This is a genomic window from Pseudomonas sp. TYF_14 (assembly GCF_043105275.1).
Lineage (GTDB): Bacteria > Pseudomonadota > Gammaproteobacteria > Pseudomonadales > Pseudomonadaceae > Aquipseudomonas > Aquipseudomonas alloputida.
The window spans coordinates 62,518-78,330 of sequence record NZ_JBICLK010000004.1; the positions used below are offsets into that span (position 1 = coordinate 62,518).

Annotated in this window: 17 protein-coding genes and 1 riboswitch; of the genes, 14 read left to right on the forward strand and 3 right to left on the reverse strand. The window is 65.0% G+C overall.

The genetic code is table 11. The annotated features are described in order from the left end of the window. Nucleotides 1–69 precede the first annotated feature (69 nt). The 3 genes from ACF8O8_RS01175 to purM are packed head-to-tail and all read right to left on the reverse strand — an operon-like array spanning nt 70 to nt 2,500. The gene (locus ACF8O8_RS01175) at nt 70–780 is read right to left on the reverse strand and encodes a DUF3108 domain-containing protein (RefSeq protein ID WP_010952720.1); all 711 of its coding nucleotides are present in this window, start codon (nt 778–780) and stop codon (nt 70–72) included. Between the two features lie 8 nt (nt 781–788). Then, the gene (gene purN, locus ACF8O8_RS01180) at nt 789–1,442 is read right to left on the reverse strand and encodes a phosphoribosylglycinamide formyltransferase (protein ID WP_010952721.1); all 654 of its coding nucleotides are present in this window, start codon (nt 1,440–1,442) and stop codon (nt 789–791) included. Then, the gene (gene purM, locus ACF8O8_RS01185) at nt 1,442–2,500 is read right to left on the reverse strand and encodes a phosphoribosylformylglycinamidine cyclo-ligase (protein ID WP_003252437.1); all 1,059 of its coding nucleotides are present in this window, start codon (nt 2,498–2,500) and stop codon (nt 1,442–1,444) included. Before purM ends, purN begins: the two co-directional genes overlap by 1 nt. A gap of 320 nt (nt 2,501–2,820) precedes the next feature. On the opposite strand from purM, the gene ACF8O8_RS01190 reads away from it, so the two are divergent. The 14 genes from ACF8O8_RS01190 (at nt 2,821) to ACF8O8_RS01255 (ending at nt 15,813) form a co-directional block, all read left to right on the forward strand. Next, on the forward strand, nt 2,821–3,888 hold the full coding sequence (locus ACF8O8_RS01190; protein WP_392509127.1) for a DUF2066 domain-containing protein: 1,068 nt from the start codon (nt 2,821–2,823) through the stop codon (nt 3,886–3,888). A gap of 12 nt (nt 3,889–3,900) precedes the next feature. Continuing rightward, nucleotides 3,901–4,974, forward strand: a complete 1,074-nt coding sequence (locus ACF8O8_RS01195) for an AI-2E family transporter (protein ID WP_392509128.1) — start codon at nt 3,901–3,903, stop codon at nt 4,972–4,974. A 198-nt stretch (nt 4,975–5,172) separates the two neighbouring features. Then, nucleotides 5,173–5,880, forward strand: a complete 708-nt coding sequence (gene hda, locus ACF8O8_RS01200) for a DnaA regulatory inactivator Hda (RefSeq protein WP_003252443.1) — start codon at nt 5,173–5,175, stop codon at nt 5,878–5,880. Between the two features lie 127 nt (nt 5,881–6,007). Beyond that, nucleotides 6,008–6,646: a C40 family peptidase gene (locus ACF8O8_RS01205; RefSeq protein ID WP_049587217.1), complete on the forward strand. Its 639-nt coding sequence runs from the start codon at nt 6,008–6,010 to the stop codon at nt 6,644–6,646. Nucleotides 6,647–6,787: 141 nt separating this feature from the next. Beyond that, nucleotides 6,788–7,321 (forward strand): C40 family peptidase, encoded by a 534-nt coding sequence (locus ACF8O8_RS01210; protein WP_392509129.1) that lies wholly within the window; start codon nt 6,788–6,790, stop codon nt 7,319–7,321. A gap of 121 nt (nt 7,322–7,442) precedes the next feature. Continuing rightward, a riboswitch (cobalamin riboswitch) is annotated at nt 7,443–7,664 on the forward strand. Nucleotides 7,665–7,783: 119 nt separating this feature from the next. Next, nucleotides 7,784–8,395 (forward strand): cob(I)yrinic acid a,c-diamide adenosyltransferase, encoded by a 612-nt coding sequence (gene cobO, locus ACF8O8_RS01215; RefSeq protein WP_003252448.1) that lies wholly within the window; start codon nt 7,784–7,786, stop codon nt 8,393–8,395. After that, nucleotides 8,392–9,687, forward strand: a complete 1,296-nt coding sequence (locus ACF8O8_RS01220; protein WP_392509130.1) for a cobyrinate a,c-diamide synthase — start codon at nt 8,392–8,394, stop codon at nt 9,685–9,687. Before cobO ends, ACF8O8_RS01220 begins: the two co-directional genes overlap by 4 nt. Beyond that, complete coding sequence (gene bluB / locus ACF8O8_RS01225; protein WP_010952728.1) at nt 9,684–10,334, forward strand: 5,6-dimethylbenzimidazole synthase; 651 nt, start codon at nt 9,684–9,686, stop codon at nt 10,332–10,334. The genes ACF8O8_RS01220 and bluB overlap by 4 nt, the downstream gene beginning before the upstream one ends. After that, nucleotides 10,331–11,239: an adenosylcobinamide-phosphate synthase CbiB gene (cbiB, locus tag ACF8O8_RS01230; protein ID WP_049587220.1), complete on the forward strand. Its 909-nt coding sequence runs from the start codon at nt 10,331–10,333 to the stop codon at nt 11,237–11,239. Before bluB ends, cbiB begins: the two co-directional genes overlap by 4 nt. Further along, nucleotides 11,232–12,224 (forward strand): threonine-phosphate decarboxylase CobD, encoded by a 993-nt coding sequence (cobD, locus tag ACF8O8_RS01235; RefSeq protein WP_392509131.1) that lies wholly within the window; start codon nt 11,232–11,234, stop codon nt 12,222–12,224. The genes cbiB and cobD overlap by 8 nt, the downstream gene beginning before the upstream one ends. After that, nucleotides 12,221–13,675 (forward strand): cobyric acid synthase, encoded by a 1,455-nt coding sequence (locus tag ACF8O8_RS01240; protein ID WP_392509132.1) that lies wholly within the window; start codon nt 12,221–12,223, stop codon nt 13,673–13,675. Before cobD ends, ACF8O8_RS01240 begins: the two co-directional genes overlap by 4 nt. A 1-nt stretch (nt 13,676) precedes the next feature. Next, complete coding sequence (gene cobU / locus ACF8O8_RS01245; RefSeq protein ID WP_003252463.1) at nt 13,677–14,198, forward strand: bifunctional adenosylcobinamide kinase/adenosylcobinamide-phosphate guanylyltransferase; 522 nt, start codon at nt 13,677–13,679, stop codon at nt 14,196–14,198. Beyond that, on the forward strand, nt 14,195–15,250 hold the full coding sequence (gene cobT / locus ACF8O8_RS01250) for a nicotinate-nucleotide--dimethylbenzimidazole phosphoribosyltransferase (RefSeq protein WP_010952732.1): 1,056 nt from the start codon (nt 14,195–14,197) through the stop codon (nt 15,248–15,250). Before cobU ends, cobT begins: the two co-directional genes overlap by 4 nt. After that, nucleotides 15,247–15,813, forward strand: coding sequence for a histidine phosphatase family protein (locus tag ACF8O8_RS01255; protein ID WP_392509134.1), 567 nt, complete (start codon nt 15,247–15,249; stop codon nt 15,811–15,813). Before cobT ends, ACF8O8_RS01255 begins: the two co-directional genes overlap by 4 nt.

A 15,813-nucleotide genomic window follows, 5' to 3' on the forward strand; every position in this document is an offset into this window, starting at 1 on the left:
GTGGGCTTTTTCGCAGCAAAGAAAAGCCCCGCACTGGGCGGGGCTTCAGGTATTGCAGGCAGTGCGCGATCAGTTGCCCTTCACCGGCTTGCCATCGACCGTGCCATCCTGCAGCACGATCACATACTCCTTGCCATCGGTCTCTACCTGGCGCAGTTGCACCAGCAGGTAGTCCCAGTTCTTGGCAAACCACAGCTCGGTGATGCGCTTGCTCTGGCTGGGATCGCGCACGCGCTCGACCTTCACGGCATCGACCTGGCCGGTCTTGGTGGTGACCTTTTCGGTGCCCAGCACGCGGAAGTCGTAGGTGTCGATCTCGTCGCCGTCGACCACCTGGTAGGTCATGCTCTTCTTGCCTGCGGCCACGTCGTGCTGCAGGGCCAACTGGTAGGAGGATTTGTCCAGTACGCCGCGGTTCAGTGGCAGGCTGACAGCATCGCCACGGTCGCTGCCGGTGATCTTCTTGGTGCTCCAGTCGAAGTCCAGGTCGACCTTCTTGGCCTTGCCCAGGCCGCCGCGCTCGAAGTGATACTTCTGCGGCAGCAGGGTGTCGTTTTCCAGGCGCAGGGTGCTTTGCTCGGTCAGGCTGGCGATCATCATGGAAGCCTTGAAGTTAAGGTCCCAGGTACCGTTGGCATTTTTGACCAGGCTGCGCTCGGCGGTGCCGCTCATGGGCAGCTGCTTCCAGTCGGCGGTGTAGCTGGCCGAGAACGGCTTCAGATCAGCTGCCTGGAGGGGCAGGGCGAGCACGGCGAGAGCCAAGAGCAGGGCGCGACGCATAAATTCTCCTAGGATCGAATCAAGTGACCGCTGGCCGCCAGTGGCTGGCCGTCCAGTAATGCACCCTGTTCGCCAAGACGCAAGCGCCCTTCAGCGAACCAGCGCACCGCCAGTGGGTAGATCAGGTGTTCCTGATGGTGTACCCGCTGTGCCAGGCTTTCGACGGTGTCATCAGACGCCACCGGTACCACAGCCTGTACGACCAGTGGGCCGCCATCGAGTTCCTCAGTCACGAAGTGTACGCTGCAGCCATGCTCGGCGTCGCCAGCTTCCAATGCCCGGCGATGCGTATGCAGGCCCTTGTACTTGGGCAGCAGCGACGGGTGGATGTTGAGCAGGCGGCCCTGATAGTGGCGCACGAAGCCGCCACTGAGGATGCGCATGAAACCGGCCAGCACCACCAGGTCCGGGGCAAAGCCGTCGATGCGCGCCATTAGCGCGGCATCGAAGGCTTCACGGCCGTCGAACTGGGTGTGGTCGAGCACGACGCTGTCGATGCCGGCCGCTGCGGCGCGTTGCAGGCCGTAGGCATCGGCGCGGTTGGAAAGCACCGCGCGGATACGCACCGGGCTGTCCTGCCCTTGGCAGCTGTCGATCAGGGCTTGCAGGTTGCTGCCGGAGCCCGACAGCAGTACCACTACATTGCAGGTCTTGCTCGGCATCAGTGTGCCTTGAGGTTCTGCAGCTCGACCTGGGCAGCGCCTTCGGCGGCTTCGGCGATGTGGCCGATTACCCACGGTTGCTCACCGGCGGCGCGCAGTTCGTTCAGGGCGGCTTCGACCTGGTCCTGGGCCACGCAGATGACCATGCCCACGCCGCAGTTCAGTACGCGGTGCATTTCGTGCTCGTCGACGTTGCCTTTTTCCTGCAGGAAGTCGAACACCGCCGGGCGCTGCCAGCTGGCCACGTCAACCACGGCCTGGGCGTTTTTCGGCAGTACGCGCGGGATGTTGTCCAGCAGGCCGCCGCCGGTGATGTGGGCCATGGCCTTGACTGCGCCGGTGTTCTTGATCAGCTGCAGCAGCGGTTTGACGTAGATGCGGGTCGGCGCCATCAGCAGGTCGGTCAGCGGCTTGCCGTCCAGCTGGGTGTTCTCGATGTCGGTAGCCGACACTTCGAGGATCTTGCGGATCAGCGAGTAGCCGTTGGAGTGCGGGCCCGAGGACGGCAGGGCGATCAGCGCGTCACCGGTGGCAACCTTGGAGCCGTCGATGATTTCGGCCTTTTCCACCACGCCTACGCAGAAACCGGCCAGGTCGTAGTCTTCGCCTTCGTACATGCCAGGCATTTCGGCGGTTTCACCACCGACCAGCGAGCAGCCGGCCAGTTCGCAACCGGCGCCGATGCCGGTGACCACAGTGGCAGCCACGTCAACGTTCAGCTTGCCAGTGGCGTAGTAGTCGAGGAAGAACAGCGGCTCGGCGCCGCACACGACCAGGTCGTTGACGCACATGGCGACCAGGTCCTGGCCGATGCTGTCGTGCTTGTTCAGGTTCAGCGCCAGGCGCAGCTTGGTGCCGACGCCGTCGGTGCCGGAGACCAGCACCGGCTGCTTGTAGCCGGCCGGGATCTCGCAGAGGGCGCCGAAGCCGCCCAGGCCACCCATGACTTCAGGGCGTGCGGTGCGTTTTGCCACGCCCTTGATGCGTTCGACCAGTGCTTCGCCGGCGTCGATGTCTACACCGGCGTCCTTGTAGCTCAGGGAGGGTTGCTTGCTCATTGATCCAGGCCTTTAGGAGGGAGGGATTCTTAAAAACGACCATGACGGCCAAGGCCGGCTGATAAGCGGCGGCGGTCTGAAACGTCAGTGGTCTGTGAAGGCGCGCGATTTTATCAGGGTTGCCGGGCAGCGGCCATCCTCAGGCCGACGGGCAGGGCGGTAATTGTTGAAAAAAGCTGGAGGGTGGTTGATGTGGTTGCATGTGTATAAGCTGCAAGCAACGAGCTTCACGCTGCACGACAATGCAGCCCGGCGCTCGGCCTGCTTTTTCTTGCAGCTTGAAGCTTACGGCTTGAAGCTCGACTGGACAGGAATCCTCCATGCGTTTGTTCAATATTCTGGCAGCCGGTTGCCTGGCCCTGATCTCCGCCACTGCCCTGGCTGAAAATGTCTCCGGCCTTTATCAGGTGCGCGAGCCGGTCACCGGGCCGGGCGCCGAAGCCCGTACCGCGGCCACAGTCAAAGCCCTGGACACGTTGGTGCAGCGTCTGACCGGTGACCCTAAGGCCGTGCAGAGCCCTGCATTGGCCGAGCTGCGCAAGGACCCACAGCAAATCATCAACCAGGTGGGCAGCGAAGCCGGCCCGCCCGAGTCGGTAGTGGTCGAGTTCGACCCAGGTAGCACCGAGCGGGCCTTGCGCAAGGCTGGCCTGGCACTGTGGGGCAGTAACCGGCCCTCGATACTGGGGTGGTGGTTGAACGACACCGTTGAGGGCAGCAGCCTGGTCGGTGATGGCCAGGCCAGTGCCCAACCCCTGCGCCGCGCCGCCCAGCACCGTGGTCTGCCGTTGCGCTTGCCGCTGGCCGACTTGCAGGAGCAGCTGGTCGCCAATGCCAAGCAGATCGAAGGCAACGATCCAGCGCCGCTGCGCGAAGCTTCCGAGCGCTACGGCGCCGATGCCTTGCTGGCGGTACATGCCCAGGAAGCCGACGGCAAGTGGCAGGGCAAGTGGCAGCTGTGGCTGGGCGACCAGCGTGAACAGGGCACTGCCGAGGGCGCCGACCAGGCCGCCTTGGCTGACGCGGTGATGATGGCGGTAAGCAGCCGCCTGGCGCCACGCTACGTTACCCGGCCGGGTGCCAGCAGCCAGTTGCAGGTGCAAGTGCAGGGCATGAACCTGCAGCGCTATGCCGAACTGGCCCGCGTGCTGGAGCCCTATGGCCCACGCTTGCAGGCGGCTGAAGGCACTACCCTGACCTACGGGGTTACGGGCAATCGTGAACAGCTGCGTGCCCAGCTTGGCCTGGCCAAGCTGCAGGAAGTGCCGGTCGAGCAGGCACCGGCGGTGCCGGCCATGCCAGCACCGGCAGTGGACGCCGCAGCCGCGCAGCCCGCGCCTGCGCAGCCAGCACCCAAGCCGTTCGACGGCTTGCGTTTTCGTTGGTAAGGGGCGCTTGCCGTGACTGACATGCGTCGCTGGATCTGGCTGGGCGCTGCACTGCTGATCGCTGTGCTGCTTTATAGCCTGCACAATATTCTTACGCCGTTCCTGGTCGGCATCATGCTGGCCTACCTGGCCGACCCGCTGGTCGATCGTCTCGAGCGCCTGGGGCTTTCGCGTACCTGGGGTGTGGTGGTGGTGTTCGGCCTGTTCACCCTGCTGCTGTTGGCGTTGTTGCTGGTGCTTGTGCCGATGCTGGCCAAGCAGTTGGTGCGCCTGTACGAACTGGCGCCGCAGATGCTCGACTGGCTTGAGCATGTCGCGCTGCCGTGGGTACAGGGCCGCCTTGGCCTGGCCGATGGTTTCTGGAAATTCGACAAGATCAAGGCCGCCATCGGCGCGCACATGGGGCAGACCACCGATATCGTCGGCATGCTGCTGTCCCAGGCCACTGCCTCAAGCCTGGCGTTGGTGGCCTGGTTGGCCAATATGGTGCTGATCCCGGTAGTGGGCTTCTATCTGCTGCGCGATTGGGACTTGATGATGGGCAAGCTGCGCGGCCTGCTGCCGCGCCAGCGCGAGCCGCAAGTGATGGGCCTGGCAGGTGAATGCCATGAAGTGCTGGGGGCATTCGTGCGCGGGCAGCTGATGGTGATGCTGGCCCTGGGCGTCATCTATTCAGCCGGCCTGATGCTGGTGGGGCTCGAACTCGGTCTGCTGATCGGCATGCTTGCAGGCCTCGCGGCCATCGTGCCGTACATGGGCTTCATCATTGGCATTGGTGCCGCGCTGGTGGCCGGCCTGTTCCAGTTCGGTGGCGACCTGTACCCGATGCTGGGCATCGTTGCGGTGTTCATGGTCGGGCAGGCGCTGGAGGGTGTGGTGCTGACCCCTCTGCTGGTGGGCGATCGCATCGGCCTGCATCCGGTTGCGGTGATCTTTGCCATCCTCGCCGGTGGTGAACTGTTCGGCTTCACCGGTGTGCTGCTGGCGCTGCCGGTGGCGGCGGTGATCATGGTGCTGCTGCGGCATGTGCATGACCTGTACAAGGAATCGGATATGTACGCCGGGAATATCGACCCGGAGCTTTGAACGCCCCGTGTTTCGTTTTGAGCTGTTTCGCGGGCGCTGAGCATGGTTCGTCCTGCATCCGGCGCTCGCTTGTGCAGCGCAACTTGTTGATTTTGCTTGCCCTATCTGCAGTCGAGATTGTGCGCCCCGCGTTGCGGGTATAGACTTTGCAGATTGTTCACCAAAGGCCCCCAGCGGTCCCGTCGACCGCCCGCGAGCATGAAACCACCGATCCAGTTGCCCCTGGGTGTGCGCCTGCGCGATGACGCCACCTTCATCAACTACTATCCGGGCGCCAATGCTGCGGCATTGGGTTACGTCGAGCGGCTATGCGAAGCCGACGCCGGCTGGACCGAGAGCCTTATCTACCTGTGGGGCAAGCAGGGTGTTGGCCGTTCCCACCTGCTGCAGGCCGCCACCCATCGCTTCCAGCAACGTGGCGAGCCCGCTGTCTACCTGCCGCTGGCGCAATTGCTCGACCGTGGCGTAGAACTGCTCGACTACCTGGCCCAGTACGAACTGGTGTGCATCGACGATCTGCATGTGATCGCCGGCAAGGCGGATTGGGAAGAGGCCATGTTCCACCTGTTCAACCGCCTGCGCGACAGCGGCCGACGCTTGCTGCTGGCTGCCTCGGCATCACCGCGTGAGCTGCCGATCAAGCTGCCGGACCTGAAGTCGCGGTTGACCCTGGCGCTGGTGTTCCAGATGCGTGGCCTGTCCGACGAAGACAAGCTGCGCGCCTTGCAGCTGCGAGCTTCGCGCCGTGGCCTGCACCTGACCGACGAAGTCGGCCATTTCATCCTCACCCGCGGCGCGCGGAGCATGAGCGCGTTGTTCGACTTGCTTGAGCGCCTCGATCAGGCGTCGCTGCAGGCACAACGCAAGCTCACCATTCCTTTTCTCAAGGAAACCCTCGGCTGGTAACCCCCTGAAAACCCTGGGCCAGAGAGGTAAAACAAAAAAGTCACATCTTTTTCGATAAAATTTGCAAATGGCCATGATAGAGGGCATAGTTTCACCCTTCTAAAGGATTACAGACACGGTCGTGCCCATGCTGAAGCGCTTCGCACCCCTCGTGCCACTCGCACTCGTGACCCTGCTTTTTGGCTGCGCGGCCCAAGGCCCGGTATCTCAGCCCCAGGATCACACCCCGATCACTGCCCAATCGGCAATCAACGCCAAAGCCTCTTCCTCGTCGGTATTCGGCGAGCCGGAAGAGCTGGCCACCGAAGATGACCTGGCGTCTTTCTCCGGCGGCAAGCCTTACCAATTGCCGGTTCTGGCTGACAGCATTCTCGAGCGCGGTATGTCGTTGATCGGCACTCGCTACCGCTTTGGTGGTACCTCGGAAAAGTCTGGCTTCGACTGCAGTGGCTTCATCGGTTACCTGTTCCGCGAAGAGGCGGGCATGACGCTGCCGCGCTCCACGCGTGAAATGATCAACGTTGATGCGCCGAAAGTGGCCCGCAACAAGCTCAAGCCAGGTGACTTGCTGTTCTTCAGCACCAATGGCCGCGGCCGGGTAAGCCATGCCGGCATCTACCTGGGTGACAACCAGTTCATCCACTCCAGCAGCCGCCGCAGTGGTGGTGTGCGCATCGACAGCCTCGGTGATCGCTACTGGAGCAAGACCTTCATTGAAGCCAAGCGCGCCTTGGCCATGGCGCCGACCAACATCGCGCGCAACTGATATCAAAATGATGTACCCTGCCGCGGCGGTGATGCTTTGAAAAAAAAGCTCACCGCCGTGCGCATTTACAGAAAGCGTCTAATCTAAATTCTCAACTCTTTTCGGCTGCAGCGCAGCGGTCTCAGACAGGATGTTCTGGCCATGGTAAAGATGGCGCGCTTCGCATTTTTCTCCTTGGCAGCCTTGCTGGCTGCATGCTCCAGCCGTGCGCCTGCGCCGGCCCCTGTGGTACAGCCGCAGGTGACCTATAGCCAGCCCAGTCCTTCACCGATTGCCGATGACGTACTGATCCGCGCCATTGGTCTGGTCGGCACGCCCTATCGTTGGGGGGGCAATACGCCGGACTCCGGCTTCGACTGCAGCGGCCTGATCAAGTATGTGTACCGTGATGCTGCTGGCATCAGCCTGCCGCGCTCGACGCGAGAGATGATTGTCATGCGCGCACCGACGGTGGATGCCAGTTCGCTGCAGTCTGGTGACCTGGTGTTCTTCGCCACCAGTGGCGGCTCGCAGGTCAGCCATGCCGGCATCTATGTCGGGGACGGGCGCTTCGTGCATGCACCTTCCACCGGTGGCACCGTGCGCCTGGACTACCTGTCGAACAGCTACTGGGCCAAGGCCTACCTGCAGGCCAAGCGGGTGATTCCGCAAGGGCATCTGGCACAGAACCCTTGATATCCATGCCTGTTTAGCGGCCCCTCGAGCTCGGGGCCGATACCGGCTGCCTGGATTCAAGGTGTTTTGCTCACCCGCCAGACCACCCGCTTCGATTGACGCTCCCGGTGCAACCCTCTAACCTTCGCGGCGTGTTTCAGGTGCCCTGCCAGCCCCGACTGGGCAGGGTGAAACTGGGAAGCCGGTGGGCGCCAGCATGGCGCGATTCCGGCGCTGCCCCCGCAACGGTGGATGAGTAAAAGGCCGCGCAGGGCCACTGGATGCCAGCATCCGGGAAGGCGCGCAGGCCAGGGCCAAGGCCCACTCACAAGCCCGGAGACCGGCCTGATACTGCCAACGGCATCACGGAGGGTGATGCGCGGTGCACCGTGGCGCCCAGCCATGGCCTCTGCGCGTTCTCCGTTTGCCTGCCTATTACCTGTCGCCGCGCATTGCCGTGGTGCCAGCCAGCGGAGAACCCTGATGAGCGATTCCACCGAACGCGACGAACGCCACCTGGCGCGCATGCAGCGCAAGAAGGCGGTCATCGACGAACGCATCGCCAATTCCCCTAACGAATGTGGCCTGCTACTGGTGCTGACCGGCAATGGCAAGGGCAAGAGCAGTTCGGCCTTCGGCATGCTCGCGCGCGCCTTGGGCCACGGCATGCAATGCGGTGTGGTGCAGTTCATCAAGGGCCGCAACAGCACCGGCGAGGAGCTGTTCTTCCGTCGCTTCCCCGAACAGGTGCGCTACCACGTGATGGGCGAGGGCTTTACCTGGGAAACCCAGGACCGCCAGCGTGACATCGCTGCTGCGCAAGCCGCCTGGGCGGTGTCGCGCCAGTTGCTGCAGGACCCGGGTGTACAGTTCGTGGTGCTGGACGAGCTCAACATCGCCCTCAAACATGGTTACCTCGACCTGGACCAGGTACTGTCCGACATTCAGGCCCGCCCGCCCATGCAGCATGTGATTGTCACTGGCCGCGCTGCGAAGCCCGAGATGATCGAACTGGCCGACACCGTGACCGAAATGGGCATGCTCAAGCACGCCTTCCAGGCTGGTATCCGCGCACAGAAAGGCGTCGAACTGTGAGTCGATCGCGCCACTGCCCCGCCGTGTTGATCGCGGCGCCGGCCTCTGGCCAGGGCAAGACTACCGTCACTGCTGCGCTGGCCCGCCTGCACCGCAACCTCGGGCGCAAGGTGCGGGTGTTCAAATGCGGGCCCGACTTTCTTGACCCGATGATTCTCGAACGGGCCAGTGGCGCGCCGGTGTATCAGCTGGACCTGTGGATGATCGGTGCCGAGGAAAGCCGTCGTCTGCTGTGGGAAGCTGCTGGCGAGGCTGACCTGATCCTCATCGAAGGGGTGATGGGGCTGTTCGACGGTACCCCGTCAAGCGCCGACCTGGCACGCCACTTTGGCGTGCCGGTGCTGGCGGTGATCGACGGCACAGCCATGGCCCAGACCTTCGGCGCCCTGGCCCTGGGCCTGGCGCGGTACCAGGCCGATCTGCCGTTCGCCGGCGTGCTGGCCAATCGGGTAGGCAGCCTGCGTCATGCGCAACTGCTCGAAGGCAGCCTGACCGAGGGCTTGCGCTGGTATGGCGGCTTGTCCCGCGAGCGCGGCATCGAGCTGCCCAGCCGCCACCTGGGCCTGGTGCAGGCCAGCGAGCTGAATGACCTGGACACCCGCCTGGACGCCGCCGCCGAAGCGCTGGGCGCCAGTTGTGATGCGGCGTTGCCGCCGCCAGTCAGCTTTGCCGAGCCGGAACCGCAAGCCTGCGTTGCCTCGCTGGCCGGTGTGCGCATAGGCGTTGCGCGGGACGAGGCGTTCGCCTTCATCTATGGCGCTAACCTCGACCTGTTGCGCAACCTGGGTGCCCAGCTGGTGTTCTTCTCGCCGCTGCACGGCCACGAACTGCCGGCGGTAGACAGCCTGTATCTGCCGGGTGGTTATCCTGAGCTGCATCACCATGCGCTGGCCGCCAACGCACCGATGTGCGAGGCGATCCGCGCCCACCACGCGCAGGGCAAGCCATTGCTGGCCGAGTGCGGCGGCATGCTGTACCTGCTCGATGCCCTGACTGACGTGGCCGGCGAACGTGCCGAACTGCTCGGCCTGCTGCCGGGTGAGGCGACCATGCAGAAGCGCCTGGCTGCCCTGGCGCTGCAGGCGGTGGAGCTGCCGGAGGGGACATTGCGCGGTCACACCTATCACCATTCGCTGACCAGCACTGCGCTGGAACCGATTGCCCGGGGCCTGAGCCCCAACGGCGGGCGTGGCAACGAGGCGGTTTATCGTCTGGGCCGGCTGACGGCCTCTTACGTGCACTTCTATTTCCCTTCCTGCCCGGATGCGGCGGCGGCGCTGTTGCGACCATGAATGATCACGCCTACAGCGACGCCGAGCGCGCCGCCATTTATCGGGCCATCGGCGAGCGCCGCGACATGCGCCATTTTGCGGGTGGCCAGGTGGCGCCCGAACTGCTTGGCCGCTTGCTGGCCGCCGCGCATCAGGCGCCCAGTGTCGGGCTTATGCAGCCGTGGCGCTTTATCCGTATCACCCAGCGTGACCTGCGCGGGCGCATCCAGGCCTTGGTTGAGGCGGAGCGGGTACGCACGGCCGAGGCGTTGGGCGAGCGATCCGATGCCTTCATGAAATTGAAGGTGGAGGGCATAAACGATTGTGCCGAGCTGCTGGTGGCGGCCTTGATGGACAACCGCGAGCCTCACATCTTCGGCCGCCGCACCCTGCCGGAGATGGACCTGGCCTCGCTGGCCTGTGCCATCCAGAACCTGTGGCTGGCCGCGCGTGGCGAAGGGCTGGGCATGGGCTGGGTATCGCTTTTCGACCCGCAGGCGCTGGCCGCGCTGCTGGGCATGCCCGCCGGGGCCAAGCCGGTGGCGGTACTGTGCCTTGGGCCGGTCGCCGAGTTCTATCCGGTGCCGATGTTGGTGCAGGAAAGCTGGGCCGAAGAGCGTCCCCTGAGTGAAATGCTTTACGAAAACCAATGGGGAGAGCGTCAATGAGCGTGGCCTTGCTGACCGTGGCCGGGGTGGCCCTGGACGCTTTGCTGGGCGAACCACAGCGCCGTCACCCTTTGGTGGCGTTCGGCAATATGGCCGGCAACCTGGAGCGCCGCCTGAATGCGGGCGGGCGCGGCTGGCGCAGCCACGGCGTGAGCGCGTGGATTCTGGCGGTGGTGCCGCTGACCCTGGTGGCGCTGGTCCTTTCGTGGCTGCCGTATATCGGCTGGCTGGTTGATGTGCTGGCACTTTACTGCGCCGTGGGGCTGCGCAGCCTGGGCGAGCATGTGCTGCCGGTGGCCAATGCCTTGCGCCAGGGCGACCTGGCGGAGGCGCGGCGCCGGGTTGGCTACCTGGTCAGCCGCGAAACGCGCGAGCTGGACGAGCCCGCGGTGGCCCGAGCGGCGACCGAGTCGGTGCTGGAGAACGGCAGCGACGCAGTGTTCGCCGCGTTGTTCTGGTTTGTGGTGGCCGGTGCGCCCGGTGTGGTGCTGTACCGCCTGAGCAACACGCTGGATGCCATGTGGGGCTACCGTAACGAACGTTTCGAGCGCTTTGGCTGGTGCGCGGCGCGCATCGACGATGTGCTCAACTATATACCTGCAAGGCTGGTGGCCCTGACTTATGCACTGTTGGGCAAGACCCGTCTGGCCCTGGCCTGCTGGCGCAAGCAGGGCCCGCTGTGGGACAGCCCCAACGCCGGGCCGGTGATGGCTGCCGGCGCCGGTGCGCTGGGCGTGGAGCTTGGTGGCCCGGCGGTGTACCACGGCGAACTGCATGAGCGGCCGCGTCTGGGCGAGGGGCCAGTGGCCGATGCCGATGCCATCGAGCGCGGCTGGCAGCTGGTGCAGCGCGGCGTGTGGCTGTGGCTGCTGGTGATCTGCCTGGGGGCCTATATCAATGCTTGAACATGGTGGCCGCCTGTTACGCGCGGTGCAGCAATACGGTATCCCCCGTGAGCAGTGGCTCGACCTGTCCAGCGGCATTGCGCCCTGGCCATTTCCTGTCCCGCCGATTCCCGTCGACGCCTGGGCCCGCCTGCCGGAAACCGAGGACGGCCTGGAGGACGCCGCGCGCGCGTATTACGGCGCCCGCCAGTTGCTGCCGGTAGCCGGCTCCCAGGCCGCGATCCAGGCCTTGCCGCTGCTGCGTACAACCGCCCGGGTTGGCGTGCTGACGCCGTGCTATGCCGAACACCCCTATGCCTGGCAACGGGCGGGGCATCAACTGCTGGCGCTGGATGAAGCGCAAGTCGAGGCTGCGCTCGACGGCCTCGATGTGCTGGTGCTGGTGAACCCCAACAACCCGACCGGCCAGCGGGTGTCGCGCGAACGCCTGCTGGCTTGGCATGCTCGCCTGGCTGCCCGCGGTGGCTGGCTGCTGGTCGACGAAGCATTCATGGACAACACCCCGGCGGACAGCGTGGTGGACTGCGCCGAACGCCCGGGGCTGATCGTGCTGCGCTCGTTTGGCAAGTTCTTCGGCTTGGCCGGCGTGCGCCTGGGCTTCGTTGCCGCCGAACACAGCTTGCTGCTGCGCCTGGCCGAGCTGCTCGGCCCCTGGACCGTCAACGGCCCGACCCGGGTGCTGGCCCAGGCCAGCCTGTCTGATGAGACTGCCCAGCGCGCGCAGGCCCAACGCTGTGCTGCTGCCAGCCAGCGGCTTGCGCACGTGTTGCGCAGTGCCGGCCTGGCGCCTAGTGGTGGCTGCGACCTGTTCCAGTACGTGCGTAGCGAGCATGCTGCACGCCTGCATGAATTTCTCGCCCGGCGCGGCATCCTGGTACGGCTGTTCGAACAGCCAGCGGCCGTGCGCCTGGGGTTGCCTGCCTGCGCGGCGGACGAACAGTGCCTGGCCCAGGCCCTGGCGGCTTATCAGAAGGAAACGGCATGACGACCCTCATGGTGCAAGGCACCACCTCCGACGCAGGCAAGAGCACACTGGTGACCGCGTTGTGCCGCTGGCTGTTGCGCCAGGGCGTCGCTGTGGTGCCCTTCAAGCCACAGAACATGGCGCTGAACAGCGCGGTGACGGCTGATGGCGGTGAAATCGGCCGGGCCCAGGCGGTGCAGGCCCAGGCCTGCCGGCTACAACCGCACACCGACATGAACCCGGTGCTGCTCAAGCCCAACAGCGACACCGGCGCCCAGGTCATCATCCACGGTCGCGCGGTCACCAGCATGAATGCAGTGGCCTACCACGACTATAAAACCACTGCCATGCAAGCGGTGCTGGCGTCTCACCATCGGCTGAGTGCCGCGTACCCGGTGGTCATGGTCGAGGGGGCGGGGTCGCCGGCAGAGATCAACCTGCGTGCCGGCGATATCGCCAACATGGGCTTTGCCGAAGCGGTGGACTGCCCGGTGATCCTGGTGGCCGACATCAACCGCGGTGGTGTGTTCGCCCACCTGGTGGGCACGCTGGAATTGCTGTCGACCACTGAACAGGCGCGGGTCAAAGGTTTTGTCATCAACCGCTTCCGTGGCGACATTGCTCTGCTGCAGCCAGGGCTGGACTGGCTGGAACAACGCACCGGCAAACCGGTACTGGGCGTCCTGCCTTACGTTACCGACCTGCACCTGGAAGCCGAAGATGGCATCGATGTGCGCCAAGGCGTCAAGCACGAGCGAGTGCTAAAGGTGATCGTGCCAGTGCTGCCGCGCATCAGTAACCACACCGACTTCGACCCGCTGCGCCTGCACCCGCAGGTGGACTTGCAGTTCATTGGCCCAGGCCAGCCGATTCCGGCTGCCGACCTCATCATCTTGCCGGGCTCCAAGAGTGTGCGCGGCGACCTGGCACAACTGCGCGAGCGCGGTTGGGACAAGGCCATCGAGCGGCACCTGCGCTATGGCGGCAAGCTGATCGGTATCTGCGGTGGCCTGCAGATGCTGGGGCGGGAAGTGCATGATCCGCTGGGGCTGGAGGGGGCCGCAGGCTCTAGCCAGGGGCTCGGCCTGCTCAACTATGCCACGGTGCTCGAAGCCGAGAAGCAACTGCGCAATGTGGCCGGCACGCTGAGCCTTGAAGCGGCAACGGTAACCGGTTATGAAATTCATGCTGGCGTTACGACGGGGCCTGCGCTGGCGCAACCCGCGGTCCAACTGGCTGATGGCCGCCATGATGGCGCTGTCAGTGCCGATGGCCAGATCCTCGCCACCTACCTGCATGGCCTGTTCGAAGGCAGCCAGTCGTGTGCCGCGCTATTGCGCTGGGCCGGGCTGGAGGATGTGCAGGTTATCGACTACGAAGCGTTGCGCGAACACGACATCGAGCGCCTGGCCGATCTGGTGGAAAAGCACCTGGACACCGCGCAGTTGCGCCAACTGTGTGGGGTAGCCTGACATGCGTAACCTGATTCTCGGCGGCGCCCGGTCTGGCAAAAGCCGCCTGGCCGAACAACTGGCCAGCGCCAGCGGCTTACCGGTGACCTACATCGCCACCAGCCAGCCGCTGGATGGCGAAATGAACGAACGCGTGTTGCTGCACCGTCAGCGCCGGCCGGATGACTGGGGGTTGATCGAAGAGCCCTTGGCCCTGGCCGCGGTACTGCGCGCCGAAGCGGCCGAAGGGCGCTGCCTGCTCGTGGATTGCCTGACCCTGTGGCTGACCAATTTGTTGATGCTGGAAGATGACCAGCGCCTGGCCGAGGAGCGTGATGCCCTGCTGGCGTGCCTGGAACAGTTACCTGGCACCCTTATCCTGGTCAGTAACGAAACCGGCCTGGGCGTCGTGCCCATGGGCGAGCTGACCCGGCGCTATGTCGACCTGGCCGGCTGGCTGCACCAGGCGGTGGCCGAACGCTGTCAGCGTGTCGTGCTGACCGTGGCCGGCCTGCCCTTAATCCTCAAAGGACCTGCACTATGACCCAAGCCTGGTGGCGTGACGCCTGCCAACCCCTCGACAACGCCGCCATGGACCAGGCCCGCGCCCGTCAGCAGCAACTGACCAAACCTGCTGGCTCGCTCGGCCAACTTGAAGCGCTGGCGATTCAGCTGGCTGGCCTTCAGGGGCTTGAACGACCCACGCTCGATCAGGTCGCCATCACCATTTTTGCCGGCGACCACGGCGTGGTCGAAGAGGGCATCTCGGCCTATCCGCAGGCGGTAACCGGGCAGATGCTACGCAACTTCGTCGGCGGGGGCGCGGCGATCAGTGTGCTGGCGCGGCAGCTGCAGGCCAGCCTGGACGTGGTCGACCTGGGCACCATTGACGCGCAGCTGGAACTGCCCGGCGTGCGCCATCTGCGGCTGGGCACCGGTACTGCCAACTTTGCCCGTCAACCTGCGATGACCGAAAACCAGCTGCAAGCGGCCTTGCAGGCTGGTCGCGACAGTGCCCAGCGCGCTGCCGAACAGGGCGCACAGCTGTTCATCGGTGGCGAGATGGGCATCGGTAACACCACAGCCGCCGCAGCCTTGGCCAGCGTTCTGCTGGGTTGTCCGGCATCGGAGCTGAGCGGCCCTGGCACCGGCCTGGACAACGCCGGCGTGCAGCACAAGGCTGAAGTCATTGAGAGGGCGCTGCGCCTGCATGGCCTGCGTGCTGAAGACCCGTTGCAGGCACTGGCTTGTGTTGGCGGTTTCGAGATCGCGGCGTTGGCGGGGGCCTACCTCGGTTGCGCGCAGGCGGGTGTCACGGTGCTGGTGGATGGCTTTATCTGCAGTGTCGCTGCGCTCGTGGCAGTGCGCCTCAACCCGCAGTGTCGAGCCTGGCTGTTGTTCGCTCACCAGGGGGCTGAGCCTGGGCACAAGACCTTGCTTGCTGCGCTGCAGGCCGAGCCCTTGCTGGCCTTGGGCTTGCGCCTGGGTGAGGGCAGTGGCGCTGCATTGGCGGTGCCGCTGTTGCGCCTGGCCTGTGCACTGCATGGGCAGATGGCGACCTTTGCCGAGGCCGCGGTGGCGGACCGCCCGGCATGATCCTCGACTTGCTGCGCCATGGTGAAACGGAACAGGGCGGCCTGCGTGGCAGCCTTGATGATGCCTTGACCGACAAGGGCTGGGCGCAAATGCGCGGCGCCGTGGCAGACGCCGGCCCGTGGCAGGTGCTGGTCAGCTCGCCGCTGCAACGCTGTGGGCGCTTTGCCGATGAGCTGGGTGCGCAGTTGAACCTGCCTGTGCAGCGTGAGCCCGCCCTGCAGGAACTGCACTTCGGTGATTGGGAGGGCCAAAGTGCCGCGCAGATCATGGAGCACCAGGCCGATGTACTGGGCCGTTTCTGGGCCGACCCTTACGCCTTCACACCGCCCAATGGCGAGCCGGTCGAGGCGTTTGCCGAACGGGTGCTGGCGGCTGTCGAGCGTTTGCGCCTTCAGCATGCCGGCAAGCGCGTGCTGCTGGTGACCCATGGCGGCGTGATGCGGCTGTTACTGGCCCGTGCCCGTGGCTTGCCCAGGGAGCAGTTGCTGCAGGTCGAGGTTGGCCATGGCGCGTTGATGCGGCTGGTGCCGGGTGGCGATGGGCAACTGGTCGAGGCGCCCTGA

Bases quoted from the DNA above. Each gene is read 5' to 3' on its own strand.
- ACF8O8_RS01175 (WP_010952720.1), bottom strand. From the start codon at position 780: ATGCGTCGCGCCCTGCTCTTGGCTCTCGCCGTGCTCGCCCTGCCCCTC.
- purN (WP_010952721.1), bottom strand. From the start codon at position 1,442: ATGCCGAGCAAGACCTGCAATGTAGTGGTACTGCTGTCGGGCTCCGGC.
- purM (WP_003252437.1), bottom strand. From the start codon at position 2,500: ATGAGCAAGCAACCCTCCCTGAGCTACAAGGACGCCGGTGTAGACATC.
- ACF8O8_RS01190 (WP_392509127.1), top strand. From the start codon at position 2,821: ATGCGTTTGTTCAATATTCTGGCAGCCGGTTGCCTGGCCCTGATCTCC.
- hda (WP_003252443.1), top strand. From the start codon at position 5,173: ATGAAACCACCGATCCAGTTGCCCCTGGGTGTGCGCCTGCGCGATGAC.
- ACF8O8_RS01205 (WP_049587217.1), top strand. From the start codon at position 6,008: ATGCTGAAGCGCTTCGCACCCCTCGTGCCACTCGCACTCGTGACCCTG.
- ACF8O8_RS01210 (WP_392509129.1), top strand. From the start codon at position 6,788: ATGGTAAAGATGGCGCGCTTCGCATTTTTCTCCTTGGCAGCCTTGCTG.
- cobO (WP_003252448.1), top strand. From the start codon at position 7,784: ATGAGCGATTCCACCGAACGCGACGAACGCCACCTGGCGCGCATGCAG.
- bluB (WP_010952728.1), top strand. From the start codon at position 9,684: ATGAATGATCACGCCTACAGCGACGCCGAGCGCGCCGCCATTTATCGG.
- cbiB (WP_049587220.1), top strand. From the start codon at position 10,331: ATGAGCGTGGCCTTGCTGACCGTGGCCGGGGTGGCCCTGGACGCTTTG.
- cobD (WP_392509131.1), top strand. From the start codon at position 11,232: ATGCTTGAACATGGTGGCCGCCTGTTACGCGCGGTGCAGCAATACGGT.
- ACF8O8_RS01240 (WP_392509132.1), top strand. From the start codon at position 12,221: ATGACGACCCTCATGGTGCAAGGCACCACCTCCGACGCAGGCAAGAGC.
- cobU (WP_003252463.1), top strand. From the start codon at position 13,677: ATGCGTAACCTGATTCTCGGCGGCGCCCGGTCTGGCAAAAGCCGCCTG.
- cobT (WP_010952732.1), top strand. From the start codon at position 14,195: ATGACCCAAGCCTGGTGGCGTGACGCCTGCCAACCCCTCGACAACGCC.
- ACF8O8_RS01255 (WP_392509134.1), top strand. From the start codon at position 15,247: ATGATCCTCGACTTGCTGCGCCATGGTGAAACGGAACAGGGCGGCCTG.